We start from the raw sequence: 22,252 nt of genomic DNA, 5'->3' as shown, positions 1-22,252 counted from the left end.
TGAGGGACACCTTTCGGCAGGAGGAAACGTCAGGGACGCCCCGGGGGACTACCCCGTTTTTAGGCATGCCTGATCAAAGTAACCGCGGGAGGCACCCTGCCGCAATCGCTTATCGGGGACAGTCAATTGCTCAGAACGGACATGTCGTTCCCGTTCCCCGCGCTGGTCACGTCCCCGCCCCGGAACTGCCCCGGCGTGGTCCCGGTGACGCGGCGGAAGGCGGAGATGAACGCACTGGCCGACCGGTAACCGACCTGTTCGGCGACCTCGGCGACCTCCTGGCCGGCACCCAGCATCGCCACGGCATGCTTCACCCGGGCCATTGCCATCCACCGGCTGAACCCCAGACCGGTCTCCGCCTCGAAGGTGCGGGTCACCGTCTTCGAGCTCACACCGATGCGCCCCGCCCAGACGCTCAGTGTCGTCTGGTCCGCCGGATCATCGCGCACCGTCCGGACGATGGGGCTGATCAGCTCGGAGGACGGCAACTCCAGCACCAGCTCCCGCCCTGACGGCCGGATGACGTCAAGGACCATACGTTCGGTGAGCTGCCGGGACTCCTCACCGATGCCCTCGGTTCCGAGCCGGTCGATGAGCAACCCGAGCAGCGGGGTCAGCTCCACGGCAACCGGCCCGGACCCCAGGACCGGAGTGTCCAGCGTGAAGTGCACGGTACGCTGCCGGGACCCTGCACGGGCCCGCCCGGAGTGCACCAACCCGGCCGGGATCCACAGCGCGACCCCGCCGACGACGGTCCACAGACGCCGCCCCACCCGCACGACCCCGGAACCGGCGTCGTGCCAGAGCAGTTCGTGGGTCGGATGGGAGTGCTCACCCCAGACGGTGTCACGTGCCAGCACCTCGTCGCGACCGAAGGCCCGTACCGGGAACGTCAGCTCCCCCGCCCGGTAGACCGGAAGGTCCCTCCGGTCCGTCGTCACCGGTCACCGTCCAGGCTGATACGTTCGGCGAGCTCGGGATCACGGACGTCCCCACCTGCCTCGACGGCACGTCGGAAGGACACCAGGTCGGCGGCGTCCTGGGCCGTACCGTCACGCCCCTCCGTCCAGTAGGCGCGGGCGAGCATGTCCGCCGCAGCGACACCCCACCCGTTCTTCAGGACACCACGCAGATGGCGGACGACGGATGTTTCCGCAGCGATCCACCCCTGCACACGCCCGCAGGACCTCAGGTGCGGAAGCAGGTCGGGTCCGACCTCACCCAGGTCGTCCACCACATGCACGGACACCGTGTCGCGACGGGGGATCAACGCCAGGTCGCCGTCGTGCCGGACGTCCACCACCAGGTCCGCGGCACAGTCGGAAGGCAGCGCATCGACGATGGACGCCGCCGCAGGCAGGCCCGCCGGGTCAGCGCAGAGAACGACGCGGTCCACGGCATCCGGCAGCGCACGCAGCACGGGCTGCTCCCCCCGCCAGGTCGGCAGACCGTCTTCACCCCGGCGCGGGGCCTCCGTGTCGTCCGCGAGCATCAACTTGAACCCGTCCGCAGGGAACGGGTCCCGGTAGTCGGCGAGGGCGTCACCGGACAGCGTGACCCGGGTGAACCCCGGTGACAGATCCTCTTTTCCTGCCACTGTCACGGTCGGGCTGAACAGAGCGCGCTGCCGACCGGTCCCACGAATGACGGACTTCACGGACGTCAAGGATTCCATGGTGAAAGAACTTAGTATAGGCTTCGCTTCCATGACAACACTTGCCCCGCGCCACCGCCACGCCGCCGCCGGTGCCCTTCTCCTCACCGCGGTCGTCCTCACCTCCTGCTCCACGGACGATTCCGCGGACTCCGACGACGGGACGGCCGCCGACACCTCGGACACCATCTCCGTCACCCACTCCATGGGGACCACGGACGTCCCGACCTCCCCGGAGACCGTCGTCAGCTTCTCCCCCGCCTGGACGGACGCCTTCAGTGCCCTCGGGTCACCGGTGAGCGTGGAGTACCGGACCGAGGGGTACGACGCGGACTACCCGTGGGCCGGCAACGACTCCGGTGAGGTCAGGACCTACTCCTCGAGCGCCGACGGCCGTGGGGAGACCAGCGAGGACATCGCCGCCGTGGACCCGGACGTGATCTTCGTCAGTTGGGTGCCCGACCAGACGACCTACGACAAACTCAACGCCATCGCCCCGACGGTGGCCGTGGTCGGTGACAACACCCAGGGCGACGACTGGCGCGAGGTCACCGAACTTGCGGGGGAGGTCCTCGGGAAAACCGACGAGGCCGCCGACCTGATCAGGGAGGTCGATGACAAGGTCACTGCGACGAAGGACGCGCATCCGGGTCTGGACGGCGCCACCGCCGCCTTCGGCCAGGTCAGTGACCAGGGGCTCGCCGTCGTCACGTCGGACGCCGACCCGGCCAACGAGATCCTCACCGACCTCGGCATGACCATCCCCGAGGAGATCAAGGACGCCAGTCAGGACGGATCCCGCGCATTCATTGCCGAGGAGAACATCAACCTGTTGAACACCGACTTCCTGGCGATGTGGGCCATCGGCACCGACCCGTCCGAGCTCGACGGCTGGGACCAGCTCACCGCGGTCGAGAGCGGTGCCGCCTACCTGCCGGACGGCACCGCGGCCATGTCGTTGAGCCAGCCGACCGTGAAGTCGGTGCCGTGGACCCTCGACGACCTCGACGACAACTTCACTGCCGTCGACGAGGCACGTGGCTGACCGTTCCTGTCATCTGAGCCGTCGCAGGAGTCACCGAAACCGACCTGGGATGACCTGTGGGGTGACTCAGATTGCGCCCGTTCGCCCGCGGTGACGGGTTGCGTGCCCTAGCGTTGTCGCCATGACTGACCTTCCCACCCTCACCATCACCGACGGGCCGTCACGGATCGCCCACGTCCGGCTCAACCGTCCGGACAAGCTGAACTCCCTCACCCTGGAGATCCTCGACGAACTGGTGGCCATCACACACCGGATCCGGAAGGACCGGACGATCCGTGCGGTCGTCCTGTCGGGTGAGGGACGGTCCTTCAGCGCCGGGCTGGACTTCGGCACGGTGATGAAGACACCGGGGGCGATGGCGCTGTCGTTCCTGTCCCGCCCGTGGCGCGGCACGAACCAGTTCCAGGAGGCGTGCTGGGGGTTCCGACGCCTGTCCGTCCCCGTGGTCGCCGCTGTGCACGGCCACTGCTTCGGGGGCGGTCTGCAGCTGGCCCTCGCCGCGGACTGGCGGTTCACCACCGCCGACGCCCAGTGGAGCATCCTCGAGGCGAAGTGGGGCCTGATCCCGGACATGTCGGGCATGCAGACGTTCAAGCAGCAGCTGCCGGCGGACGTGCTGAAGAAACTCACGATGACCGGGGAGGTCTTCGACGGCCGGGCCGCGGTGGAGTACGGGGTGGCCAGTGAGGTCTCCGAGAACCCCCTGCAGGACGCCGAAGCACTCGCCGCCGTGATCGCGACACGCTCGCCAGATTCCGTGGCCTACACCAAGAAGCTCGTCGACGAGACCTGGTCGCGTGGCCCCTACGCCACATTCTTCCACGAGCGCATGCGTCAGTTCCGGCTGCTCGCCGAGAAGAACACCCGGATCGCGCAGAAAGCGGCGACGGAGAAGGTCGCCCCCGTGTTCCGGAAACGGTCGGTCCGCTGAAGGTGTGTCTCTGGGGGGCGTGTCCCTGAGGTCACCCCTCCCAGGTCACCGGCTCATGGCTCAGTAGCCTCGGGTCGGCCAACGCCGTCTCCCCGATCGAGCGGTCGATCCACTCCCGCGCGACGCGGCCCTTCTCCTTGAGCGTCTCGCCCGGCATCTCGCGCAGGGTGACCGCGCCGTCCCTCTTCGCCAACCGCTCGCCCGTGGGCCCGAGCACCAGGGGGACGTGTACGTACTCCACCTCCGGCAGCTCCAGAAGATGCGCCAGGTACGCCTGCCGCGGAGCGGAGCTCAGCAGATCGTCGCCACGGACGACCTGGTCGACACCGGCGAGTGTGTCATCGACGACGACGGCGAGGTTGTAGGCGAAACCGGTGTCCTGCCCGGCACCGCCACGCCGCAGCACCATGTCGTCCACGTCGCCGGTGTGGCACCCGCCCTCGACGGCGAAAGCTTCCCGCACCGTCCACTCACTCACCTGGGCACGCAGCCGCAGCGACGGCACCCGTCCTTCCGCGGCGAGGACGTCCCGTCGGCGCTCCCGCTCTGCCTCGTCAAGGTCCCGGCAGGTGCCGGGGTAGTGCCCGGGGACGACGTGCGGAGCGCGGGCGGCCTCGCGGACGTCCTTCCGGGAGCAGTAGCACTCGTAGACCAGGCCGTCCTCCTGCAGCCGTTCCAGTGCGACGGCGTACCGGTCGACCGTCCCTGACTGCCGCGCCACCGCCCCGTCCCAGGTCAGGCCCACCGACTCGAGGTCCTCCAGCTGACGGTCGGCGGACACCTCGGAGGAGCGGGACGCGTCGATGTCGTCGATGCGCAGGACGAACCCCCGTCCGGTCGTCCTCGCCCACGCCTCGGCGAGCACGGCGGTACGCAGGTTGCCGAGGTGCAGGTCGCCGCTGGGGCTGGGGGCGTAGCGGCCGTTGGCGCGGGGGCCGGACGAGTCAGTCATGGCGTTCAGGATAACCGGACGCTCCCAGGCAGCGTCCAGGGAACGGTTGTAGCGTGGGTGCCGTCCACCTATCCGTCACCAGGCGCATGGAGGCGCTGACATGGGATACTCTCACCAGAACCGATACGACGGCGCCCCGGACCCGGCGGCGCTGTGGAACCTCCTCGAGAACGTGCGGGGGTACCTCCCGTTCCAGGTTCCCTCCCCGGACCAGATCGAGCGGCCGCAGCGCCCGACACGCAGCGTGCACGCCGCGGTCCTCGACGTCCTCTCCCGCGGGCCCCGGCACGGGGGCCAGGTCGTCCGCGAAATCGCGGAGCAGGACGGCAGCGACGCCCCCGGCGCCGCGGACATCTACCCGGAGCTCCAGCTCCTCGTCGACGACGGGCTGGCCACCGTGGCGGAGTCGGACGGCCGTCGCACCTACACCCTGACCGACGCCGGACAGGCCGAGGCCAATGAGTCCGGGGGCTCCGAGGATGACGGCACCCAGACACCGTGGGACGCCTTCTCCCGGCTGTTCGACGGTCGTGGCGAGCTGCCGAAGTCCGGGGTGAAGCTGGGGCAGGCGGTGCACCAGATCGGCATCAGCGGCACCGAGGACCAGCGACGTCGTGCCACCGAGCTGCTCGACGAGACCCGCCGGAAGATCTACGGCATCCTCGCCGAGGACCACGGTGGCGACGACGACTGACCGGCACCTCCGCCGCCGCTACCGGCGCATCACCGCCTTCGGTGTGCGGCTGATGGTACAGATGTGGTGGTTCGAGCTGGTGCTGCCACGTCTCGGACTGCGCAGACTCAGCCAGCGTGGTCAGGAGCAGCGGCTCATCCGCGCCGCCGCGAGATTCCGCTCGCTGGCCCTCGGTCTCGGCGGGTTGATGATCAAGGTCGGCCAGTTCATGTCGACCCGGATCGACATCCTTCCTGCCGGTGTCACCGGTGAGCTCGCCGAACTGCAGGACAAGGTGCCGGCGGAGGGGTTCGCCGCCATGCGCCGGCTCGCGGAGTCCGAACTCGGGATGCCGCTCGACCACGCCTTCGAGGCGATCTCGTCGGAGCCCCTGGCCGCCGCGTCCCTGGGTCAGGCGTACAAGGCCCGGCTGCGGGCCACCGACGCCGCGGAGGCCGGTGTCACCGACGTCGTCGTGAAGATCCAGCGGCCGGGTATCGCCGACATCGTGGAGGTCGACCTGGCCGCGCTACGGCGCATCGCCGGCTGGCTGTCGCGGATCCGGTTCATCGCCGCCCGCGCCGACGTCCCCGCCCTGGTCGAGGAGTTCGCCCGCACCAGCTACGAGGAGATCGACTACCTGCACGAGGCGGCGGAGGCCGAAGCCTTCCGCACGGAGTTGTCCGGTGGCACGGACGCACCGCAGGTCGTGTGGGAACGCAGCGTCCGTCGCGTCCTCACGCTGCAGGACGTCACGGCGATCAAGATCAGCGACACCGCCGGCCTGTGTACGGCAGGCATCGACCCGTCGGACGTGGCAGAGCGACTCGCCGCGTCGATGTTCACCCAGCTCTTCGAGACCGGTCACTTCCACGCCGACCCCCACCCGGGGAACATCTTCGTCACTCCCACCGGTGGGAGAGGTGACTTCCGTCTGACCTTCATCGACTTCGGGATGACCGGCACCGTGGACGATGAACTCAAGGCGCACCTGCAGGACCTCGTCGTCGCCGTCGGCATGCAGGACGGGGCCGGCATGGTGGCCGCGATGAAGCAGCTCGGGGTACTGCTCCCGACCGCGGACACCGCGGAACTGCAGGTGGCGGTGACCGAGCTCTTCGCCCGCTTCGGCGGGATGGGGGTGATGGACCTGCAGCACGTCGACCCCCGGGAGTTCGAGGACTTCGCCCGGCGGTTCCGTGATGTCATCCGCTCGCTGCCGTTCCAGCTCCCGGAGAACTTCCTGCTGATCATGCGGGCGGTGTCGATGCTCTCCGGGCTGTGCTCCACCCTGGACCCCCGGTTCAACATCTGGGATTCGGTAGAGCCCTTCGCGGCGCGACTGATCCGGGAGCGGGCCGGTTCCTCGGCGAAGGACCTGGCACGTCGTGCGCTCACGACGACGGCGACCACGGCCCGGGTGCTCGGCCGCCTGCCCCGACGCCTGGACAACGCGATCACCATGATCGAGAGCGGCGACCTGTCCGTCAATACCCCGCAGGTCGAGCGGCAACTCAAACGTCTGGAACGTGCGGCGGTACGTGTCGTCGCCGCGATCATCTTCGTCGGACTGGTCATTGCCGGCGCGGTACTCCGCGGCAGCGTCCCGGCAGTCGGCACGGCCATGATGGTCGTCTCCGTCCTGCCGTTGCTCTACGCACTGGTCGGCGGTCGCGGGGCGGGCTGACCCCCCACGACCGTCGGTGGCCACGCCCACACGGCATCCGCCGCAGTGAATAGAACACACGTTCGATAAAGGACGTTCTTCCGGTTTTCGTGTCGGCCCTCTGCGATACAGTGTTCGTATCCGAGGAGGGGACACCATGACCAGCACCCACACCACCGAACCCACCACCGGCAAGACCTACACCACCCTGGCCAACCAGTACGCCGTGGCGGTCAACACCGCCGAACTCGACCTGGTGGCCTTTTTGACCACCATCCCAGAAGACACCCGTCACTCCACCGCCCTGGCCGTACGACGCAGAACACCGCGCGAAGCCCACCGCTACACCCACGCCGCCGACCTGGCGGCACGCATGCCCGACCTGTTCTCCTCCCTACGCACCGACGGGCGCTATTCGGTCGATCACCTGGATGCTATCTGGACCCGGATCAACCGGCACACCCGCGCCCTGGCCACCACCGGAGCACAGATACCCACCACCGTCGACGCTGTCGATGCCGCTGTCGCCCTGGGTGTGGCCAACTGGATCCAAAACACCGGCATCACCTGCCACACCGCCCTGGCCGACGTCACCGACGAAGTCCTGTGCCGAGTGGCCCCACTGATCGTGGAGACCACCGAGACACAAGAGGCCGGCGCTGTGTCGTTGACCCGCCGGGGCACCCGGCTGACCCTGGACTGCGGCAGTCAGCTCACCGCCGAGGCGGTGTGGTCGGCGATCAGCACCGCAGCCCTGGAGATCCGCCGGGAAACAATGACAGAGAAGACGGAGAGGACCCAGGTTGTCCCGCAGACCCCGTCAGCGCCGGTGATGGCCCACTGCCGTGGGCAGGTCGTCCTCAGCCTGCTCGGCGGACACCGTGACCAGTTGACCGTCACCGTGAACGCCTACCAGACCCACCCGGACCAGCCGTGCTACATCCTGGGCAGCGGATGGGCCAGCCCCACCACCGGCGCAGAACTCACCGCCCTGGCAACCCGGGTACGCGAACTGCCCGAGGCTGCGGAGATCCCCGATACCACCGCCTACCGGTTCACCACCGTGCAGAAAGCCTGGATCCAGGGCCGCGACGGGCACTGCCGCTTCCCCGGCTGCCTGGTGCCCGCTGACGGCTGCGAGCACGACCACCTGGTCAACTCCCCACACACCGACCCAGGAAGTGACGGGCCGACCAGTGTGGCCAACGGGATCAGTCTGTGCCGGACCCACCATATGCTGAAAACCGCCCGAGTCTGGCACCCCACCAGTCTGGATGACGCGGTCACACTGCACTGGGCCGGGCCCGGCGGGATACACACCACCACCGTCGCCGCCGGGCCACTGTCACCGGTGAGGCACCCCGACTGACCCCCGCCCCACAGGCAGGCGGGGCCCAGGCACACGTACTCGACGGTCACCACCCCTGACCGCCGAGCACACCAGCACGCCCGTAGTAACTCAGTCGACCTTGATGACGAGTTTCCCGAAGTTCCTGCCTTCGAGCATGCCGATGAAGGCGTCGGGGGCGTTGTCGAAGCCGTCGACGACCTGCTCCCGGTACGCGATCGACCCATCGGCGACCTTCGGCCCGATCTCAGCGAGGAACTGCGGGTAGTACTCCTCGGCGAACTCGGTCTGGATGAATCCACGGATCAGCAGACTCTGCGACAGGATGGTGCCCATCACCCGCGGCAGTCTGTCGCGCTCCCCCACACCGGTGGCGTTGTACTGGGCGACCAGGCCGCACACCGGCACGCGGGCGAACTTGTTCAGCAGCGGAAGAACGGCGTCCCATACCGCGCCGCCGACGTTCTCGTAGTACACGTCGACGCCGTCGGGGCAGGCCTCCGCGAGTTTCCCGGCGAAATCGGGGGCACGGTGGTCCACCACCGCATCGAAACCGAGCTCGTCACGGACGAAAGCGCACTTCTCCGGGCCTCCGGCAATACCGACGGCGCGGGCCCCGGCGAGTTGGGCGAGCTGCCCGACCATCGAGCCGACGGGGCCGGACGCCGCGGCGACGGCGACGGTCTCCCCCCTCTTCGGCTGGCCGATGACCTTCATCCCGGAGTAGGCCGTGAACCCGGGCATCCCCAGCACACCGAGGGCGGCTGTCGCCGGGGCACCGTGAGTCTGCAGGGTCCGGACGTGCGTCGCCGGGACCACGGCGTGGGTGCACCACCCGGTGTGCGCCTGGACGAGGTCGCCGACTTCGAAGTCGGGGTGACGCGAGACGGTCACCTCGGCGACGGTCTCCCCCGTCATGACTCCGTCGACGGGGACGGGCGCGGCGTAGGACTTCGCCGCACTCATCCGCCCCCGCATGTAGGGGTCCAGGGAGAGGTACTGCACCTTCAGTTCCAGTTCACCATCGCCGACCTGCGGCAACGTCACTTCCTCGGTGCGGAAGTTCTCCGCGGTCGGCGCCCCCTCCGGGCGGCTGGCGAGGACGATCTGGCGTGCGGTGGTCATGGAGGCATCTCCTTGATGGGGTCGGGACCGGAGTTCGTTTCTCCGCCCGCCGAGGGTAACCACCGAACCTGTCAACGGCACACAGGACGGGAACAGGACTCCGATAGACTCGACCACCATGACTGAGTCCGCCGTCCCCCCGGCCCCCACAGCTACCGACACCACCTTCGAGCTCGGCAGCCGCGTGGGCACCGTCGACGGCGCATCCGCCCACGGACGCACCGGTGTGATCCACACACCGCACGGTGACATACGCACGCCCGCCTTCATCCCCGTCGCGACGAAGGCGACGGTGAAGACCCTGACCCCGGAGCAGGTCCGGTCGACGGGTGCGGAGGCGGTGCTGTCGAACGCCTACCACCTCTACCTTCAGCCGGGCGAGGACATCGTGGACACCGCCGGCGGGGTCGCGGCGTTCGAGAACTGGCACGGCCCGACGTACACCGATTCCGGCGGATTCCAGGTCATGAGCCTGGGCGTCGGGTTCAAGAAGGTCCTCGCGATGGATGTCGCGAACCTCACCGAGGGCGACATCCGCGCGGCGAAGAAGGAGCGCATGGCCCTGGTCGACGAGGACGGCGTGGACTTCCGCAGCATCATCGACGGGTCGAAGCACCGGTTCACCCCGGAGAAGTCGATGCAGATCCAGCACGGACTCGGCGCGGACATCATGTTCGCCTTCGACGAGCTGACCACCCTGGTCGACACCCGGACCTACCAGGAGGAGTCGGTGGAGCGGACCCACCGGTGGGCCCGCCGCTGCCTGGTCGAGCACGACCGGCTGACCCGCGAACGCACCCACCGTCCACTGCAGTCGCTGTGGGGTGTGGTGCAGGGCGCGCAGTACGAGGACCTGCGCCGCAAGGCCGCACGCGGTCTCGTGGACCTCTCGACCGAGGCGCAGGACGCCGGTCTCCGTGGCTTCGGCGGCTTCGGGATCGGCGGTGCCCTGGAGAAGGAGAACCTCGGTGTCATCACCGGCTGGGTCTGCGATGAACTGCCGGACGACAAGCCCCGCCACATGCTGGGGATCTCGGAGCCGGACGACCTGTTCACCGCCATCGCCGCGGGAGCGGACACCTTCGACTGCGTGGCGCCGACCCGGCTGGCACGTCGCGGCGGGGTGTACACGCTGGACGGCCGGCTGAACCTCATGGCGGGACGCCACCGCCGTGACTTCATCCCGATCGACGCCGGACTCGGCGGCTACGTCTGCGAGAACTACACCCGGGCCTACATCCACCACCTGCTGCGTGCGAAGGAGTTCCTGGCGGGGACGCTGTGCACCCTGCACAACATCCACTTCATGGCCACGCTGACCCGCAACATCCGGACCTCCATCGAGGAGGGCCGGTTCGAGGAGTACCGCGACGAGTTCCTCGGCCGCTATTACGCGGACACTCCCCCGGAACTGCGCGGACGCCAGCCCTGATCCTCACGTATCGCGCCTCAGAACAGCTCCAGGGCCTCCGCGAGCATACGGTGCCCCTGGCGCTCGAAGGCGCGGTCCCCGACCTCCCGCGCCCAGACTGCCGTCCCCACCGCTTCCCGGACCTGGTTGACCGCCCACGTGCGCGGATCCCGGGGGTCGGAACCGTACCCCTCCAGAAAAGCCTGCTCAAGATGGGGGCGTCCCCGCCACTGCTGCACAGCGAGCCGGCCCAGATCCGATTCCGCACTCCGGACGTCGAAACGTCCGAAGTCGATGATCTTCAGTGTGGCGCCGTCGATCAGCCAGTTACGCGGCTGCCAGTCACCGTGTGTGGGGACCCGACGGGCAGGGGCCACCTGCGCGGCGCGTCGGGCGCTGTCGGCAAGCACCTGCCTGACCGCGCGCACGGTGTTCGCGCTGATCCGGTGGTTACGGTCGAGGAGTACCAGTGTCTTGGCCGTCATCCGTGACTCGTAGTCCGGGGAATCCATGCTCTCCGGCACCGGCTGCCGGTGGATCTCCGCCAGCAGCGCACCCGCCTGCCGGTGGACGCCCGGATCGTACTCGGCATCCGTCCCCTCGACCAGCTGACCATCGAGATAGTCGACGGCGACCACGTTCAGGTTCCGGTCGGCGGCAAGGACCGCGCCGACAGCTCCACGGCGGAGGAGAACAGTGGGCATGGTCCGCCGTCCCGTGATCTCCCGCCCGATATGTTTGTTCCGCCTACCGGCTGCCTTAACGATGATCGCCTGCCCGTTTGCCTCGGTGTGGAGTACGCGGGTGTCCGTCAATCCCCAGGACAGGTCCTCGACCAGCACGACAGACGGACACCGTCCGGCAATGCCTCTGACCTACCAGTTGTCACACCACAGCATGCTGTGCCGTCTCTCCTGTGTCCACCCTACTACCCGAGGAGTACCGACCATGGCCCACCTGGACCTGATGAAGACCCGCAAACGCACCTACGCCGCGGCGGGGGCGTTCGAACTCGCCGCACGCAGCGGCCTCGACCGCCGCACCCGCCTGCTCGTCGAACTCCGCGCCTCCTTCCTCAACGGATGCCGTTTCTGCATCGGCATGCACTCCGACGAGGCCCTCAAGCACGACTTCGGCCAGGACTGGATTGATGCGGTCCGGAACTGGACACCGGACGGGACCGACGCCCGCTTCAGCGCGTCCGACGACCTGGTCCTCGCGTTCACCACCGCCGGCACCCGGCTCAGCGAGGACGCCGACTTCGACGTCGACCTCCAGGAGAAGGTGCTCGAGGAGTTCGGGGAGAAGACCACCGGCGCACTGATCAGCGAGATCGCGGCGATCAACATGTGGAACCGGCTCGGCGTACTCTCGCAGAAATGACGGCTTCGCACACCTGGTCCCGGGAACGACCACGTCTGCTCGGCCTCGCCTACACCGTGCTCGGAACCTGGGAGGATGCCGAGGACGTGGTGTCCGAGGCATGGTTGCGCCTGCACCGGGCCACGGGGACCGCGCAGGAACCGCGGGACGTCGCCGCCTGGCTGACCGTCGTGGTGTCCCGCCTGGCCCTCGACGCCGCGACCACCGCGGCACGACACCGGGAGACCTACGTCGGCCCCTCGCTACCCGAGGTCGTCGTACAGGACGCTGACCCGGCCGACCGGCTCGTCCTCGGCGAAGGCGTCGACCTGGCGTTCGTCCGGATCCTCCAGTCCCTGCGTCCCGTGGACCGGGTGGTCGTCGTGCTCGCCGACGTCGCGGGGATGGCCCACCAGGAGATCGCGGAGGTGGTCGGCAGCACGCCGTCCGCGACGCGGCAACGTCTGCGGCGGGCCAGGACGGCGCTGGCCACACCACCGGCGGACGGACCCGTCCCCCGACTGGCAGAACGGTCGCACCTGGATGCCCTCGCCGCCGCCCTCGATGACGGCGACCTCCCCTCGCTCATCGAGCAGCTCTCCGAGGGCTGCGTCCTGTGGACCGACTCCGGCGGCCTCACGAAGGCCGCCCGCAACCCGGTCCACGGCAGCGACCGGGTCGGACGGTTCCTCGCCGGCCTCGTCGGCAAGTACGGCATGCCGCGGGTCTCGGTGGTCGACACCGTGGCCGGGCCGGTGCTGCGCGCCGTCTCTGCGGACATGACCCGCGTCATCGCCCTCGAGACCGATGAGACCGGTGGGGTCACCGGGATCCAGATCCAGCAGAACCCCCACAAAGTCAGGACGGCACGGGATGTCACCTGAGCCACCGCCGGGGTCACGGAACGGCTCCGGAATGACCCCTGCGGTGGCTCAGATTCACTTCTCCGGTGCGTCCTCCATCCGCCGGACCTTCCCGGAGGCGTAGGCGTCCTCCAGCTTCGCGCCCTCGACGTCCACCGACGGCAGAATCCGGTCCAGCCAGCGCGGCATGTACCAGGTGGCGCGTCCGCACAGGAACATCAGGGCGGGGATCAGGGTCATGCGGATGAAGAAGGCGTCGAACAGCACGCCGACGCCCAGGGCGAAGCCGAAGATCTGGATGAACGGCAACGGCTGGGCGATGAAGGAGGCGAAGACGCAGATCATGATCAGCGCCGCGGCCGTGACCACCTTGGCACCGAGTCCGAAGCCACCGATCACCGAGTCCTCGACGGCGTTGTACCTGCTGGTCTTCGCCGCCTCGTGACTGTGCAGGGTGAAGCGCTCCCTCATCCGGGACACGATGAACACCTGGTAGTCCATCGCCAGGCCGAAGGTGACACCGATGAGGAAGATCGGCATGAAGCTGATCAGGGGGCCGGGAGAGTTGATCAGGCCCCAGAGCCCCTCCTGCCAGAACAGCACGGTCACGCCGAAGGCCGCTCCCACGGACAACAGGAACCCCGCGGCGGCCATGACCGGCACCATGAGCGACCGGAAGACCATGAGCAGCAGCACCAGTGCCAGGCCGACGACGAGGGCGAGGTAGACCGGCATCGCGTCGGACAACCGGTCGGTGACGTCCTGCTGGATCGGGACCAGGCCGGTGATGCCCATGTCCACCCCGGTCTCGTTCTCCAGGACCTCCTGCTGGGTCCGGAGCTGCTGGATCAGTTGTGCGGTGCGTTCGTCGGTCGGGCCCGTCTCCGGGGTGACGAGGATCTGCGCGGTCGACCCGTCCTCGGACGCGGCGATCAGCTGCGAGTGCTTCACGCCGACGTTGTTGCCCAGCCGGTCCTTGACGGTGACGAACGCGGCCTGGGCCGGTTCGATCCCGCTGGAGACCAGCGGTGCCAGGGCGGCGGAGTCGGGGTTGACGTCGTCGGTGTTGACGATGACGAGGAACGGTGAGTTTCGGCCCGGACCGAAGCCTTCCTCCAGCATCTCCGCGGACTGGCGCTGGGTGCTGTCCACCGGGGAGGTCTTGTCGGACGGCAACGAGAGCTGCAGGTTCATCGCCGGCAGGGTGAGCAGCACCAGGGAGACGATCACGATGAGCAGGAACCCGCCGGGGGCACGGTGGACGAGCTGCACCCACCGGGTTCCGAAGGACACGCGTGCCTTCTTCTCGTGCTGCCCACGGGCCCGCCGCCGGGAGCCTCTGCTCCCGGAGGCCAGCGACGCCGCCACCGCGTCGTCGGCCTCCTCGACGGTCATGCCCTCGCGGACCTTCGCCCCGGTCGCCGCATCCTTGCGGAAGACGCGGCCGCCGAAGGCACCGAACAGGGCAGGCACCAGGGTGAGCGCCACGAAGACGGAGAGCAACACCGTCGCCGCGGCGGCGTAGCCCATGTAGGTGAGGAACTCGATGTTCGCCACGCGTAGGCCGACCAGGGCGATGATCACGGTCAGCCCGGCGAAGACCACGGCCGAGCCGGCGGTTCCCACCGCCAGGCCTGTGGCGTCGGGCCGGGAGCGACCGTGCCGGAGTTCATCGCGGTAACGGCTCATGATGAACAGGGCGTAGTCGATGGCGACGGCCAGGCCCAGCATGATCCCCAGCACCGGGGTGATGTTGTTCAGCGGGACGAAGGCGGTCGCACCGGTGATGCCGAGGGCCCCGATGCCCACACCGACGACCGCGCTGATCAGCGGCATACCGGCGGCGATGAGTGAGCCGAAGGCGATGAACAGGATGACGAACGCGGCCAGCAGGCCGATCGCCTCACTGATCGGTTCGATGACGATGGGGTCACCGAAACCGGCGCCGCCGGCCTCCGCCTTCAGCCCGGCGTCGCGGGCGATGTCGAGTGCCTCGTTGACGGCGTCCTTGTCCGCGGTGGTGACGTCGGCGGGAAGGTCGACGTCGAAGGCGAAGGACGTGGTGCCGGTCCGCCCGTCGGGGCTGAGGGTGGCGACGTTGGCGGCGTCGGCCTCGGCGACGTCACGCGGCAGCCCCATCTCGGTCGAGGTGTCGATGACAAGCCGGGACTGCTGCTCGTTGGTGTCGACCGGATTACCGAAGGACGAGTCGTCCCCGAAGTCGTCGACGGTGGTACGGACGGCCTCGACGACCTCGTCGAGGACACCCATGTACTTCTCGTCGCTGAGCCTCTCCCCCTCCGGTGCCTGGAACACCAGGTTCACGTCGGACGCCTCGGCGGGGTTGTCCGTGCCGGGGAACTCGTCCATGAGCATCCGGGTGGCGTGCTGGGACGGCACCCCGTCGATGCTGAAGACGTCGTTGTAGCCCTTCTGGATCACCAGCGACCCGCCACCGACGGCGGCGAGCAGGACCGCCCAGATCCCGATGACGAGCCACCGCCTCAGGTAGGACCACCGGCCGAGCCGGAACAGGAAAAGAGCCACGGAGAGGCCAGCCTTCCACGTAGGAGCACAGTGCGAGAGACAATCCTAGCCCGTGCCGCCGGCAGATGACCCACCGACAGAAAAACCCTCCCGGTCTCCCGGGAGGGTTTTCCACTGGCGGTGGCGGAGGGATTTGAACCCCCGGTCGCTGTTACACGACGCTCGCTTTCGAGGCGAGTACCTTCGGCCGCTCGGTCACGCCACCGCCGACAAAGCTACATCACCTGCACCCCGTCGGGCAAAACGCGGGATGCTACTTGCCGGACAGCTTGTCGAGTCCGCCCTTCAGCGTGTTCTTCGCCTTGTCCGCCTTGTCTCCGTCGGTGACCTTGTCGATGACCTCTCCGGCCTTCTTCTCGACCTGGTCACGGTTGTCGTTGACGGCCTTCTTGGCCTTGTCCGCCAGTCCTCCGAGATCCATGGTGTCCACCCTTTCCGTTGGGGACGTCAATCTGAGTCGTACTCTGACGAGAACCAAGAATAGATGCTCAGCGCCGTCCGCGGAAGAACCCGCGGACACGCTCCTCGCACTCGTCCACCAGCACGCCGCCGCGCACGGCGACGGTGTGCAGCGGCGACTCCCGGGCCACGTCGACCACGGACCCGCAGGCCCCGGTCCGCGGCTCGTAGGCGCCGAAGACGATCCGTCCGACGCGGGCACCGACGGCGGCACCGGCGCACATGGCGCACGGTTCCAGGGTGACGACGAGGGTGCAGTGCTCCAGCCGCCACGCGTCGCCGAGCGCCGTCGCCGCGGCACGCAGGGCGAGCACCTCGGCGTGGGCGGTGGGGTCGGCGTCCGCTTCCCGACGGTTCGTGGCACAGGCGAGTTCCCGGCCGTCGGGGTCGAGGACGACGGCCCCGACGGGGACGTCGCCGTCCGGTGTGGACGCGGCGACGGCGAGTGCCCGCCGCATCAGGGCGTCGTCCCGGGTCTCGCCGGCGGACCGGGGCAGACCGGAGCCGGTCACTCCCACCCGGTGTACCCGAGGCTGTCGAGGATCTCCGCGAGGTCGTCGTCGAACCCGAGTTCCTCGGCGACACGCATGAGCTGCTCGGTGGCGAGCATGTCGCCGTCGTCGAGGATGACCGACAGGACCTGGTCGCTGACGCCGAGGTCGGTGAGGATGTCGAAGTCGCCGTCGGGCCAGGGGGCGTCGGGGTCGTCGGCGTCGTCGATGTCCTCGTCGGTGGGGCCGTCGACGTCGAGTTCGGCGAGGATGTCACGGGCGAGGTCGATGCCGGGTTCGTCGTCGTCCTCGACGACGACGGAGGCGTCGCTGAGCAGCAGCTGGGGCCCGCGGGGACCGGGGCGCACCAGCGCACACCAGTCGTCCTCGACGCAGACCATGCCGAGCAGCACACCGGCGGCGCGCAACCGGCCGAGGTCGGCGAGCAGGGGCGGCAGACCGCCGGGGACCTTCTTCTGCAGGACGCGCAGGCGCCACGACGCGCCGCCGGAGTCACCCTCGGCGAGTTCGGCTGCGACGACGAATCCACTCATGGTCGCTAACCGTAGTCGCCCTGTGCCACACTTGAAAGGTGAACACCGTGTCCCCGTCCCCCGCCGCCGCGTCCCCCCGCCCCGTCTGTGTGCTCGGCCTGGGTCTGATCGGCGGCAGCCTGGTACGCGACCTGCGCGGAGCAGGCCGTCCGGTGTTCGGGTGGAACCGGTCGCAGGCCACGGTGGAGGCTGCCGCGGCCGACGGTGTCGACGTCTCCGGCGACCTGGTGGGCACGCTGCGCCGCGCCGCGGAACAGGACGCCCTCCTCGTGCTGGGAGTCCCCGTCCCCGCCCTGCCGTCGCTGCTGGAGGCGGTCGCCGAGCATGCCCCGGACTGCGGACTGACCGATGTCGTCAGCGTGAAGGGGGACGTCCTGTCGCTGGTCACCGACCACGGTCTGGCGGGACGCTACGTCGGCGGGCACCCGATGGCCGGCACGGCGGACTCCGGCTGGGACGCCACGATGTGTGGGCTCTTCCGGGACGCGGTGTGGGTGGTCACCCACGACAACGCGCGGGACGACCCGGCCTGGGTCGACGTCTGGCGTCGGGTGGTGGAGATGGCGGTGTCCACCGGTGCGGTCGTCGTGCCGGCACGGACCGCGGCGCACGACGGCGCGGTCGCCCGGGTCTCCCACCTGCCGCACGTCCTCGCCGAGGCGCTGTCGGTCACCGCGGACCAGGGGGGCGCGCTGGCGTTGTCCCTGGCGGCCACGAGCTTCCGCGACGGCACGCGGGTGGCGGGCACGGCACCGCACCTGGTGCAGGCGATGTGCGAGAACAACCGGAAGGCCCTGGTCACCGCACTGGACGAGACGCTCGCCCTGCTGACCTCCGCGCGGGACGCCCTCGCCGACCCCGCCGGCGACCTCGGCCAGATCACCCGTGACGGCCACGACGCCCGCCTGCGGTACGAGGCCCGCGCCGGGCGGACGCGGGAGGCCCCGTCCGCCCGGCCGATGATCCGCGTCCGGCCGGGGGCACCGGGGTGGGTCGGGCAGCTGCACTACGCCGAGACCCTCGGCGCGCAGATCAGTATCTTCTAGCCTGCCTGGCACTCCGCGGCGCCGCCGGTGGCGGAGGACTCGTCGACCAGGGGTGCGATCCGCCGGGCCATCTCGGCGACCGCCGCCCGGGCGGTCTCCTCCTGCCCGTCCTCCGGGATCACCGCGACGGCGACGGGCACCTGGGCGTCGACGGGGCCGACGAGCCCGAACTCCCGCAGGATGAAGCTGCCGTCGGCGGTGTCGCCCCAGCCACCCTTCACCCGGGAGCCCTCGAGCTGGGCGAGTCCGGTGCTGTGCTCCTCGGCGAGCCGTCCCATCGCGTCGAGGGGCTGCTCGGAGCCCAGCACGCAGGCCATGCGGTTGGCGAAGATCGTCTGGTGGTCGAGGGTCCAGCCGATGTCACCGAAACCCTCGTAGTCGTCGCGGCTCCAGTCGGCGGTGGTGTCGGTCGGGTCACCGCCCTGGCTCAGCACCCCGCCGAGCGCGGCGGCGGCCTCGTCGTCGGTGCCCAGCGTCTCCCAGAGCCGCAGGGCCGCGTCATTGTCCGAGACGGTGATGGCCTGGTCGATGTCGCCGGTCAGCTCCTCGACGGGCCGGCCGTCGCGCAGGGCCTTCTGCACCGCGGCCACCGACACCGGGACCTTGATCGACGACAGTGCCGGGGCCTCCTGGATCTCACCGACGTGCACGATTCCGCCGCCGGCGCGCATCGTCGCCCCGGCGGTCACGCCGAACTCGCCCTCGATCTCCTCGGTGAGCCCGGCCAGCGCGACGCGGATGTTCTCCGCCTCCTCCTCCGAGGTCGGTGCCGAGGACGCGGCGACGTCCTGTTCGAGCGCCCGGCGGTTGCGCTCCGCCTCGTCACCGTCGTCCGCGGCGAGACCGTTGAGGAAGACGGCCACGCTCAGGATCGCGAGCAGCAGCCCGCCGACGACCCAGAGACTCCGCTGGTTCGCCGGTCGCGGACCTGCCCCCTGACCGGTCGCCGGCGCACGGTGATGCGTGCCCGTTGTTCTCCCTGACTTCGCTGCCCTGCGTACCACAGCCTCCGACACTAGCCCACGACGTGGCGATGTCAGCAGTCGCCGTCCGTGGCCACCCCGTGAGCACCGCGGACGGTGTCCCGCAGCGCCTCGGCCACCTGGTTCAACACCGCCTGCGCCGAGGCGTAGCTACCGTCGGGCGCGGTGGCGGCCACGGCGACAGGCACCACCGTGCCGTCGTCGGCGGGGACCAGTCCGAACTGACGGACCAGGTAGGTGCCGTCCTCCCCCGGCCCCCAGCCGCCCTTGAACCGGGCGCCGTCGAACTGCCCGAGCCCGTAGGACTGGTCGACACCCACCTGCCCCATGGCCTCGAGGACCGGGGCCGAACCGGTGACACAGCGCAGCCCCGACGCGAAGACCGCCTGGTCGTCGAGGCTCCAGGTGGTCTGACCGAAGGTGCTGAACTCGGCACGCCGCTTCTCGGCGGGCACGGTGGTGGACGTGTCCCCGCCCTCGCGCAGGACGTCCTGCACGGCCGCGGCGGCGTCCGCCGGATCCCCGAGGGACGCCCAGAGCGCGTCGGCGGCGGCGTTGTCGGAGACGGTGATCGCCTGGCGCATCTGGGCGGTGATCTCCTGGTCGCCCGGGGCGTTGTTCAGCGCGGCGACGGCCAACGGGACCTTGCTCGTGGACCATGCGGCGTCGGCGAGGCCGGCCAGCGACCCGCCGGAACGCCGTTCACCGTCGTCGAGCAGGACGACCCCGACGCTGCCGTCGGACTCGGGGACCTCCACCGTCCCGCCGTCACCGGGAGGTCCGGGAGGCGGCGCCGTGGACGTGGCACCGCCCGTCGTCGGCGCCGGGCCCGTGGTCACCACCGCCGTGTCGGACGAAGGTGCCGGGGTGCCGGTCGGTTCGTCGCGGTCGACCTCGCCGATGACGCAGCCGCTCAACAGCAACGTCGCCATGAGCCCGGAGGCGGCCCACCCCGCCCGGCTACGCAATGTAGACATTCGCGTTGTTCCCGCCGGCGCAGTGAACGTAACTTCCTTCGTCGGTGCACGTCATCGTGTAGCTGTCGCCGGTGACGGGACTACGGACGTCGATGGTCTGGTCGGTCTCGCGGTTGTCGAGGTACGCGGCGACGAAGGCGTCCCGGACAGCCTGGGCGAACTCGTCGCTGGTGTAGTTGTCGCCGGAGGGCGGGGACTTGTACACGGAGTTGAAGTCGCCGGTGGGGTCGTTGCCGCGGGCCGCCTCGTTCACCGGTTCCGCACCGGACGGCAGGTTCGGCCGGTCGGGCCGGGCGGCACTGCTGGTCTCCGGGCTCGTTTCCGGGCTCGTTTCCGGGCTCGTCTCCTCACTGGTCGACGGGGCGGCCTGACTGGTCATCGCTCCCGGCGCGGCGGTGTCACCACCGGAGCCGAAGAGGTCGTCCCACTTCCAGACCAGCAGGGCGGCGACGAGGACGATGATCAGCACCGGGATGACCACCAGGAGGATCCGCCCGGCCGAGCCGCCGCCCGTGTTCCCCGGCGGCGTCCCCGGCTGCGGGGCGGTCTGCGGGGCGGTCTGCCGGCCCCAGTCGGGTTGGCCGCCGGCGGCCTGACCCCACTGCGGGTAGGGGTCCTGTCCGCCGTCGCGGCGTCCCCAGCCGTCGTTGTCAGCCATCGTCAGCCCTTACCTCTCCACACACAGAATTCTTCGGTGAGATTCAGTGTAGGGCACCGGCGCGGTGCGTGAGGCAGCCGTCCGGCGGCAGGACCGCCCGGTAGCTGTGCCGTGTCCCCGGTGTCGACGACGCCGAGCCCGGCAGGTCGGCCAGGACACCGGCCGCCGCCACCGGATCGGCGAGCAGCCGCAGGCTCAGGCGTGCCACCGGATCATCGGCGTTGACCTGGTCGACGGTGCACCGGTCGACCCGCGGTGCCGCGACCGTGCCGGGACGGCCCTGCCACAGCTGCGCCGCCACCGGTGCCGTCACCGCCTCCACCGCGGCCATCCCCGCCCCGACACCGAGGCTCTGGCCCTGTACGACGACGTCCGGACGACCACCGGACGGCAGGCCGGAGACCCGGTCGACGACCTCCTGGAGCAGTGCCGTCGCCGACGCCTCCGCCAGGTCCGGGCGCATCAGGTACGCCACCGCAGACGGTGTGTGCGCGTAACGGACGGACACCGTCGCCACGTCGCCGCCGGCCCAGTCCTCGACGGCCTCGACCTGCTCCGGGTCGACCCAGCCGGAGCCTGTCGGCAGGGCGACCACCACCACGTCCTTGGAGAACCCGCCGTCCGCGACGAGCGTGTCGACGGTCCTGCGTGCCGCGGCAGCGGCGTCCTGCCCGGGGTAGTCACCGTAGACACGCACCGCGCCCACCGGGGAGGTCTCGGTGAGGACGTCACGGGGGTGCTGCATCAGCGGCCCCTCGTCGAACATCCACCACGTCATCCCGGCCAGTGGGCCCGCCGCCTGCCAGAGGAGGAGTCCGACCAGGAGGAGCACCCAGCGTCGCGGTGTCCGCTCCCGTCCGGACACCGGTGCGTCCTGCTGCATCACCACGGGAACCACTCCTCCACCGGAGCACCGTTGTGCTGTCGCAGCGTGTTCGCGGCGACGGCGGCATGGGCGACACCGGCCATCGCCCGGCACCCGGCGGCACCGTCGCAGGACGCGCGCATCTGCTCGGCCATCTGCCGGTCGAGGTCACGACGGGTGTGCGCCGGGATCGACTCACCGGTGCGGTCGGCGACGCGCAACAGGTCGTAGCCGAGGTCGTGGGTCATGCAGGCGGGTTCGAAGGACTCCGGGAGCGGGACCGGCGAGGAACAGTCACCGTCGGGGTTCATGGCGTGCCCGTCCTGCGTGCCCGGCCGGTAGCCGAGTTCGGCGACGAGCTCCTCGGAGAAGTAGGACGTCCCCGTCGCCCCGGCGGCGAGGGTGTCGGCGGCGTCGACCGCGCCGACGGTGCCGACGCTGCCCGTCGCCGTGCGGGGCTCCGCCGCCGACCCGACGGGCGGGGCGACTGCCCCGGCGGCAAGGACGGTGGCGGCGAGCGATACGGAGGCGAGGATTCTTCTGCGGCGTGTCATGCGGCGTGTCATGGTCCGGAACGCTAGGCAGCGCCATCCGCCGCCCGGATCCCTCCGCAGGGTGATTGTCGATCTCACTCTCCAGGGG

23 protein-coding genes and 1 tRNA gene are annotated in these 22,252 nt (G+C 69.8%); 9 read left to right on the top strand and 15 right to left on the bottom strand.

Features of this window, described 5'->3' with window-relative positions:
• Positions 1-122: 122 nt before the first annotated feature.
• Entirely contained in the window at positions 123-941 is an 819-nt protein-coding gene (locus PQI66_RS13720; RefSeq protein ID WP_339999084.1) for a helix-turn-helix domain-containing protein, read from the bottom strand.
• Positions 938-1,657, bottom strand: coding sequence for a siderophore-interacting protein (locus tag PQI66_RS13715; protein WP_339999083.1), 720 nt, complete (start codon positions 1,655-1,657; stop codon positions 938-940). The genes PQI66_RS13720 and PQI66_RS13715 overlap by 4 nt, the downstream gene beginning before the upstream one ends.
• Positions 1,658-1,706: 49 nt before the next feature.
• Here PQI66_RS13715 and PQI66_RS13710 point away from each other — a divergent pair, with 49 nt between their 5' ends.
• Positions 1,707-2,699: an ABC transporter substrate-binding protein gene (locus tag PQI66_RS13710; protein ID WP_339999082.1), complete on the top strand. Its 993-nt coding sequence runs from the start codon at positions 1,707-1,709 to the stop codon at positions 2,697-2,699.
• Between the two features lie 121 nt (positions 2,700-2,820).
• Complete coding sequence (locus tag PQI66_RS13705; RefSeq protein WP_339999081.1) at positions 2,821-3,630, top strand: crotonase/enoyl-CoA hydratase family protein; 810 nt, start codon at positions 2,821-2,823, stop codon at positions 3,628-3,630.
• Between the two features lie 31 nt (positions 3,631-3,661).
• Here PQI66_RS13705 and gluQRS read toward each other — a convergent pair whose 3' ends face one another.
• A complete protein-coding gene (gene gluQRS / locus PQI66_RS13700) occupies positions 3,662-4,582 on the bottom strand; it encodes a tRNA glutamyl-Q(34) synthetase GluQRS (RefSeq protein ID WP_339999080.1) in 921 nt (306 codons plus the stop codon).
• Positions 4,583-4,682: 100 nt separating this feature from the next.
• Here gluQRS and PQI66_RS13695 point away from each other — a divergent pair, with 100 nt between their 5' ends.
• From PQI66_RS13695 to PQI66_RS13685, 3 genes are all read left to right on the top strand, one after another.
• Positions 4,683-5,276: a PadR family transcriptional regulator gene (locus tag PQI66_RS13695; RefSeq protein WP_339999079.1), complete on the top strand. Its 594-nt coding sequence runs from the start codon at positions 4,683-4,685 to the stop codon at positions 5,274-5,276.
• Positions 5,260-6,942 carry an ABC1 kinase family protein gene (locus PQI66_RS13690; RefSeq protein WP_339999078.1) on the top strand — a complete coding sequence of 561 codons (1,683 nt, stop codon included), beginning with the start codon at positions 5,260-5,262 and terminating at the stop codon, positions 6,940-6,942. Before PQI66_RS13695 ends, PQI66_RS13690 begins: the two co-directional genes overlap by 17 nt.
• A gap of 136 nt (positions 6,943-7,078) precedes the next feature.
• Positions 7,079-8,290, top strand: coding sequence for an HNH endonuclease signature motif containing protein (locus tag PQI66_RS13685; RefSeq protein WP_339999077.1), 1,212 nt, complete (start codon positions 7,079-7,081; stop codon positions 8,288-8,290).
• Positions 8,291-8,380: 90 nt separating this feature from the next.
• Here the strand turns inward: PQI66_RS13685 and PQI66_RS13680 are convergent, their stop codons facing one another.
• Positions 8,381-9,394, bottom strand: coding sequence for an NADP-dependent oxidoreductase (locus PQI66_RS13680; protein WP_339999076.1), 1,014 nt, complete (start codon positions 9,392-9,394; stop codon positions 8,381-8,383).
• Between the two features lie 118 nt (positions 9,395-9,512).
• Between PQI66_RS13680 and tgt the strand changes: the two genes are divergently transcribed.
• Complete coding sequence (gene tgt / locus PQI66_RS13675; protein WP_339999075.1) at positions 9,513-10,826, top strand: tRNA guanosine(34) transglycosylase Tgt; 1,314 nt, start codon at positions 9,513-9,515, stop codon at positions 10,824-10,826.
• A 17-nt stretch (positions 10,827-10,843) separates the two neighbouring features.
• On the opposite strand, the gene PQI66_RS13670 is transcribed toward tgt, so the two are convergent.
• The gene (locus tag PQI66_RS13670; protein WP_339999074.1) at positions 10,844-11,509 is read right to left on the bottom strand and encodes a phosphotransferase family protein; all 666 of its coding nucleotides are present in this window, start codon (positions 11,507-11,509) and stop codon (positions 10,844-10,846) included.
• A gap of 244 nt (positions 11,510-11,753) precedes the next feature.
• On the opposite strand from PQI66_RS13670, the gene PQI66_RS13665 reads away from it, so the two are divergent.
• Together PQI66_RS13665 and PQI66_RS13660 are read left to right on the top strand one after the other, a co-directional pair.
• On the top strand, positions 11,754-12,188 hold the full coding sequence (locus tag PQI66_RS13665) for a carboxymuconolactone decarboxylase family protein (RefSeq protein ID WP_339999073.1): 435 nt from the start codon (positions 11,754-11,756) through the stop codon (positions 12,186-12,188).
• Positions 12,185-13,051, top strand: a complete 867-nt coding sequence (locus PQI66_RS13660; protein ID WP_339999072.1) for a sigma-70 family RNA polymerase sigma factor — start codon at positions 12,185-12,187, stop codon at positions 13,049-13,051. Before PQI66_RS13665 ends, PQI66_RS13660 begins: the two co-directional genes overlap by 4 nt.
• 54 nt (positions 13,052-13,105) lie before the next feature.
• Here PQI66_RS13660 and PQI66_RS13655 read toward each other — a convergent pair whose 3' ends face one another.
• The 5 genes from PQI66_RS13655 to PQI66_RS13635 form a co-directional block, all read right to left on the bottom strand.
• Positions 13,106-15,577 carry an MMPL family transporter gene (locus tag PQI66_RS13655; protein WP_339999071.1) on the bottom strand — a complete coding sequence of 824 codons (2,472 nt, stop codon included), beginning with the start codon at positions 15,575-15,577 and terminating at the stop codon, positions 13,106-13,108.
• A 115-nt stretch (positions 15,578-15,692) separates the two neighbouring features.
• A tRNA-Ser gene (locus PQI66_RS13650) sits at positions 15,693-15,782 on the bottom strand.
• A 48-nt stretch (positions 15,783-15,830) separates the two neighbouring features.
• Positions 15,831-15,998: a hypothetical protein gene (locus PQI66_RS13645; RefSeq protein WP_339999070.1), complete on the bottom strand. Its 168-nt coding sequence runs from the start codon at positions 15,996-15,998 to the stop codon at positions 15,831-15,833.
• A gap of 67 nt (positions 15,999-16,065) precedes the next feature.
• Positions 16,066-16,548, bottom strand: coding sequence for a nucleoside deaminase (locus PQI66_RS13640; RefSeq protein ID WP_445228038.1), 483 nt, complete (start codon positions 16,546-16,548; stop codon positions 16,066-16,068).
• Positions 16,545-17,081 (bottom strand): tRNA adenosine deaminase-associated protein, encoded by a 537-nt coding sequence (locus PQI66_RS13635; RefSeq protein WP_339999069.1) that lies wholly within the window; start codon positions 17,079-17,081, stop codon positions 16,545-16,547. Before PQI66_RS13635 ends, PQI66_RS13640 begins: the two co-directional genes overlap by 4 nt.
• Positions 17,082-17,119: 38 nt before the next feature.
• On the opposite strand from PQI66_RS13635, the gene PQI66_RS13630 reads away from it, so the two are divergent.
• The gene (locus PQI66_RS13630) at positions 17,120-18,127 is read left to right on the top strand and encodes a prephenate dehydrogenase (RefSeq protein WP_445228037.1); all 1,008 of its coding nucleotides are present in this window, start codon (positions 17,120-17,122) and stop codon (positions 18,125-18,127) included.
• Here PQI66_RS13630 and PQI66_RS13625 read toward each other — a convergent pair.
• The 5 genes from PQI66_RS13625 to PQI66_RS13605 are packed head-to-tail and all read right to left on the bottom strand — an operon-like array spanning position 18,124 to position 22,176.
• Positions 18,124-19,131 (bottom strand): hypothetical protein, encoded by a 1,008-nt coding sequence (locus tag PQI66_RS13625; RefSeq protein ID WP_339999068.1) that lies wholly within the window; start codon positions 19,129-19,131, stop codon positions 18,124-18,126. The two genes, PQI66_RS13630 and PQI66_RS13625, sit on opposite strands and share 4 nt — an antisense overlap.
• A gap of 32 nt (positions 19,132-19,163) precedes the next feature.
• Positions 19,164-20,087, bottom strand: coding sequence for a hypothetical protein (locus PQI66_RS13620; protein WP_339999067.1), 924 nt, complete (start codon positions 20,085-20,087; stop codon positions 19,164-19,166).
• Complete coding sequence (locus PQI66_RS13615) at positions 20,071-20,745, bottom strand: hypothetical protein (protein WP_339999066.1); 675 nt, start codon at positions 20,743-20,745, stop codon at positions 20,071-20,073. The genes PQI66_RS13620 and PQI66_RS13615 overlap by 17 nt, the downstream gene beginning before the upstream one ends.
• A gap of 43 nt (positions 20,746-20,788) precedes the next feature.
• Positions 20,789-21,628 carry an alpha/beta-hydrolase family protein gene (locus PQI66_RS13610; protein ID WP_339999180.1) on the bottom strand — a complete coding sequence of 280 codons (840 nt, stop codon included), beginning with the start codon at positions 21,626-21,628 and terminating at the stop codon, positions 20,789-20,791.
• Positions 21,628-22,176 (bottom strand): hypothetical protein, encoded by a 549-nt coding sequence (locus PQI66_RS13605; RefSeq protein WP_339999065.1) that lies wholly within the window; start codon positions 22,174-22,176, stop codon positions 21,628-21,630. The genes PQI66_RS13610 and PQI66_RS13605 overlap by 1 nt, the downstream gene beginning before the upstream one ends.
• Positions 22,177-22,252 lie beyond the last annotated feature (76 nt).

The sequence above is a fragment of the Corynebacterium sp. USCH3 genome (genome assembly GCF_037619475.1).
In the GTDB taxonomy this organism is placed as follows: domain Bacteria; phylum Actinomycetota; class Actinomycetes; order Mycobacteriales; family Mycobacteriaceae; genus Corynebacterium.
Note: the sequence above shows the minus strand (reverse complement) of the source record. Positions and strands in the feature narration are given on the sequence as shown.

Coding starts and splice junctions, on each gene's coding strand:
- PQI66_RS13635 (WP_339999069.1), bottom strand. CDS start 17,081: ATGAGTGGATTCGTCGTCGCAGCCGAACTCGCCGAGGGTGACTCCGGC.
- PQI66_RS13705 (WP_339999081.1), top strand. CDS start 2,821: ATGACTGACCTTCCCACCCTCACCATCACCGACGGGCCGTCACGGATC.
- PQI66_RS13610 (WP_339999180.1), bottom strand. CDS start 21,628: ATGCAGCAGGACGCACCGGTGTCCGGACGGGAGCGGACACCGCGACGC.
- gluQRS (WP_339999080.1), bottom strand. CDS start 4,582: ATGACTGACTCGTCCGGCCCCCGCGCCAACGGCCGCTACGCCCCCAGC.
- PQI66_RS13695 (WP_339999079.1), top strand. CDS start 4,683: ATGGGATACTCTCACCAGAACCGATACGACGGCGCCCCGGACCCGGCG.
- PQI66_RS13665 (WP_339999073.1), top strand. CDS start 11,754: ATGGCCCACCTGGACCTGATGAAGACCCGCAAACGCACCTACGCCGCG.
- PQI66_RS13615 (WP_339999066.1), bottom strand. CDS start 20,745: ATGGCTGACAACGACGGCTGGGGACGCCGCGACGGCGGACAGGACCCC.
- PQI66_RS13680 (WP_339999076.1), bottom strand. CDS start 9,394: ATGACCACCGCACGCCAGATCGTCCTCGCCAGCCGCCCGGAGGGGGCG.
- PQI66_RS13710 (WP_339999082.1), top strand. CDS start 1,707: ATGACAACACTTGCCCCGCGCCACCGCCACGCCGCCGCCGGTGCCCTT.
- PQI66_RS13660 (WP_339999072.1), top strand. CDS start 12,185: ATGACGGCTTCGCACACCTGGTCCCGGGAACGACCACGTCTGCTCGGC.
- PQI66_RS13605 (WP_339999065.1), bottom strand. CDS start 22,176: ATGACACGCCGCATGACACGCCGCAGAAGAATCCTCGCCTCCGTATCG.
- tgt (WP_339999075.1), top strand. CDS start 9,513: ATGACTGAGTCCGCCGTCCCCCCGGCCCCCACAGCTACCGACACCACC.
- PQI66_RS13645 (WP_339999070.1), bottom strand. CDS start 15,998: ATGGATCTCGGAGGACTGGCGGACAAGGCCAAGAAGGCCGTCAACGAC.
- PQI66_RS13670 (WP_339999074.1), bottom strand. CDS start 11,509: ATGCCCACTGTTCTCCTCCGCCGTGGAGCTGTCGGCGCGGTCCTTGCC.
- PQI66_RS13620 (WP_339999067.1), bottom strand. CDS start 20,087: ATGTCTACATTGCGTAGCCGGGCGGGGTGGGCCGCCTCCGGGCTCATG.
- PQI66_RS13685 (WP_339999077.1), top strand. CDS start 7,079: ATGACCAGCACCCACACCACCGAACCCACCACCGGCAAGACCTACACC.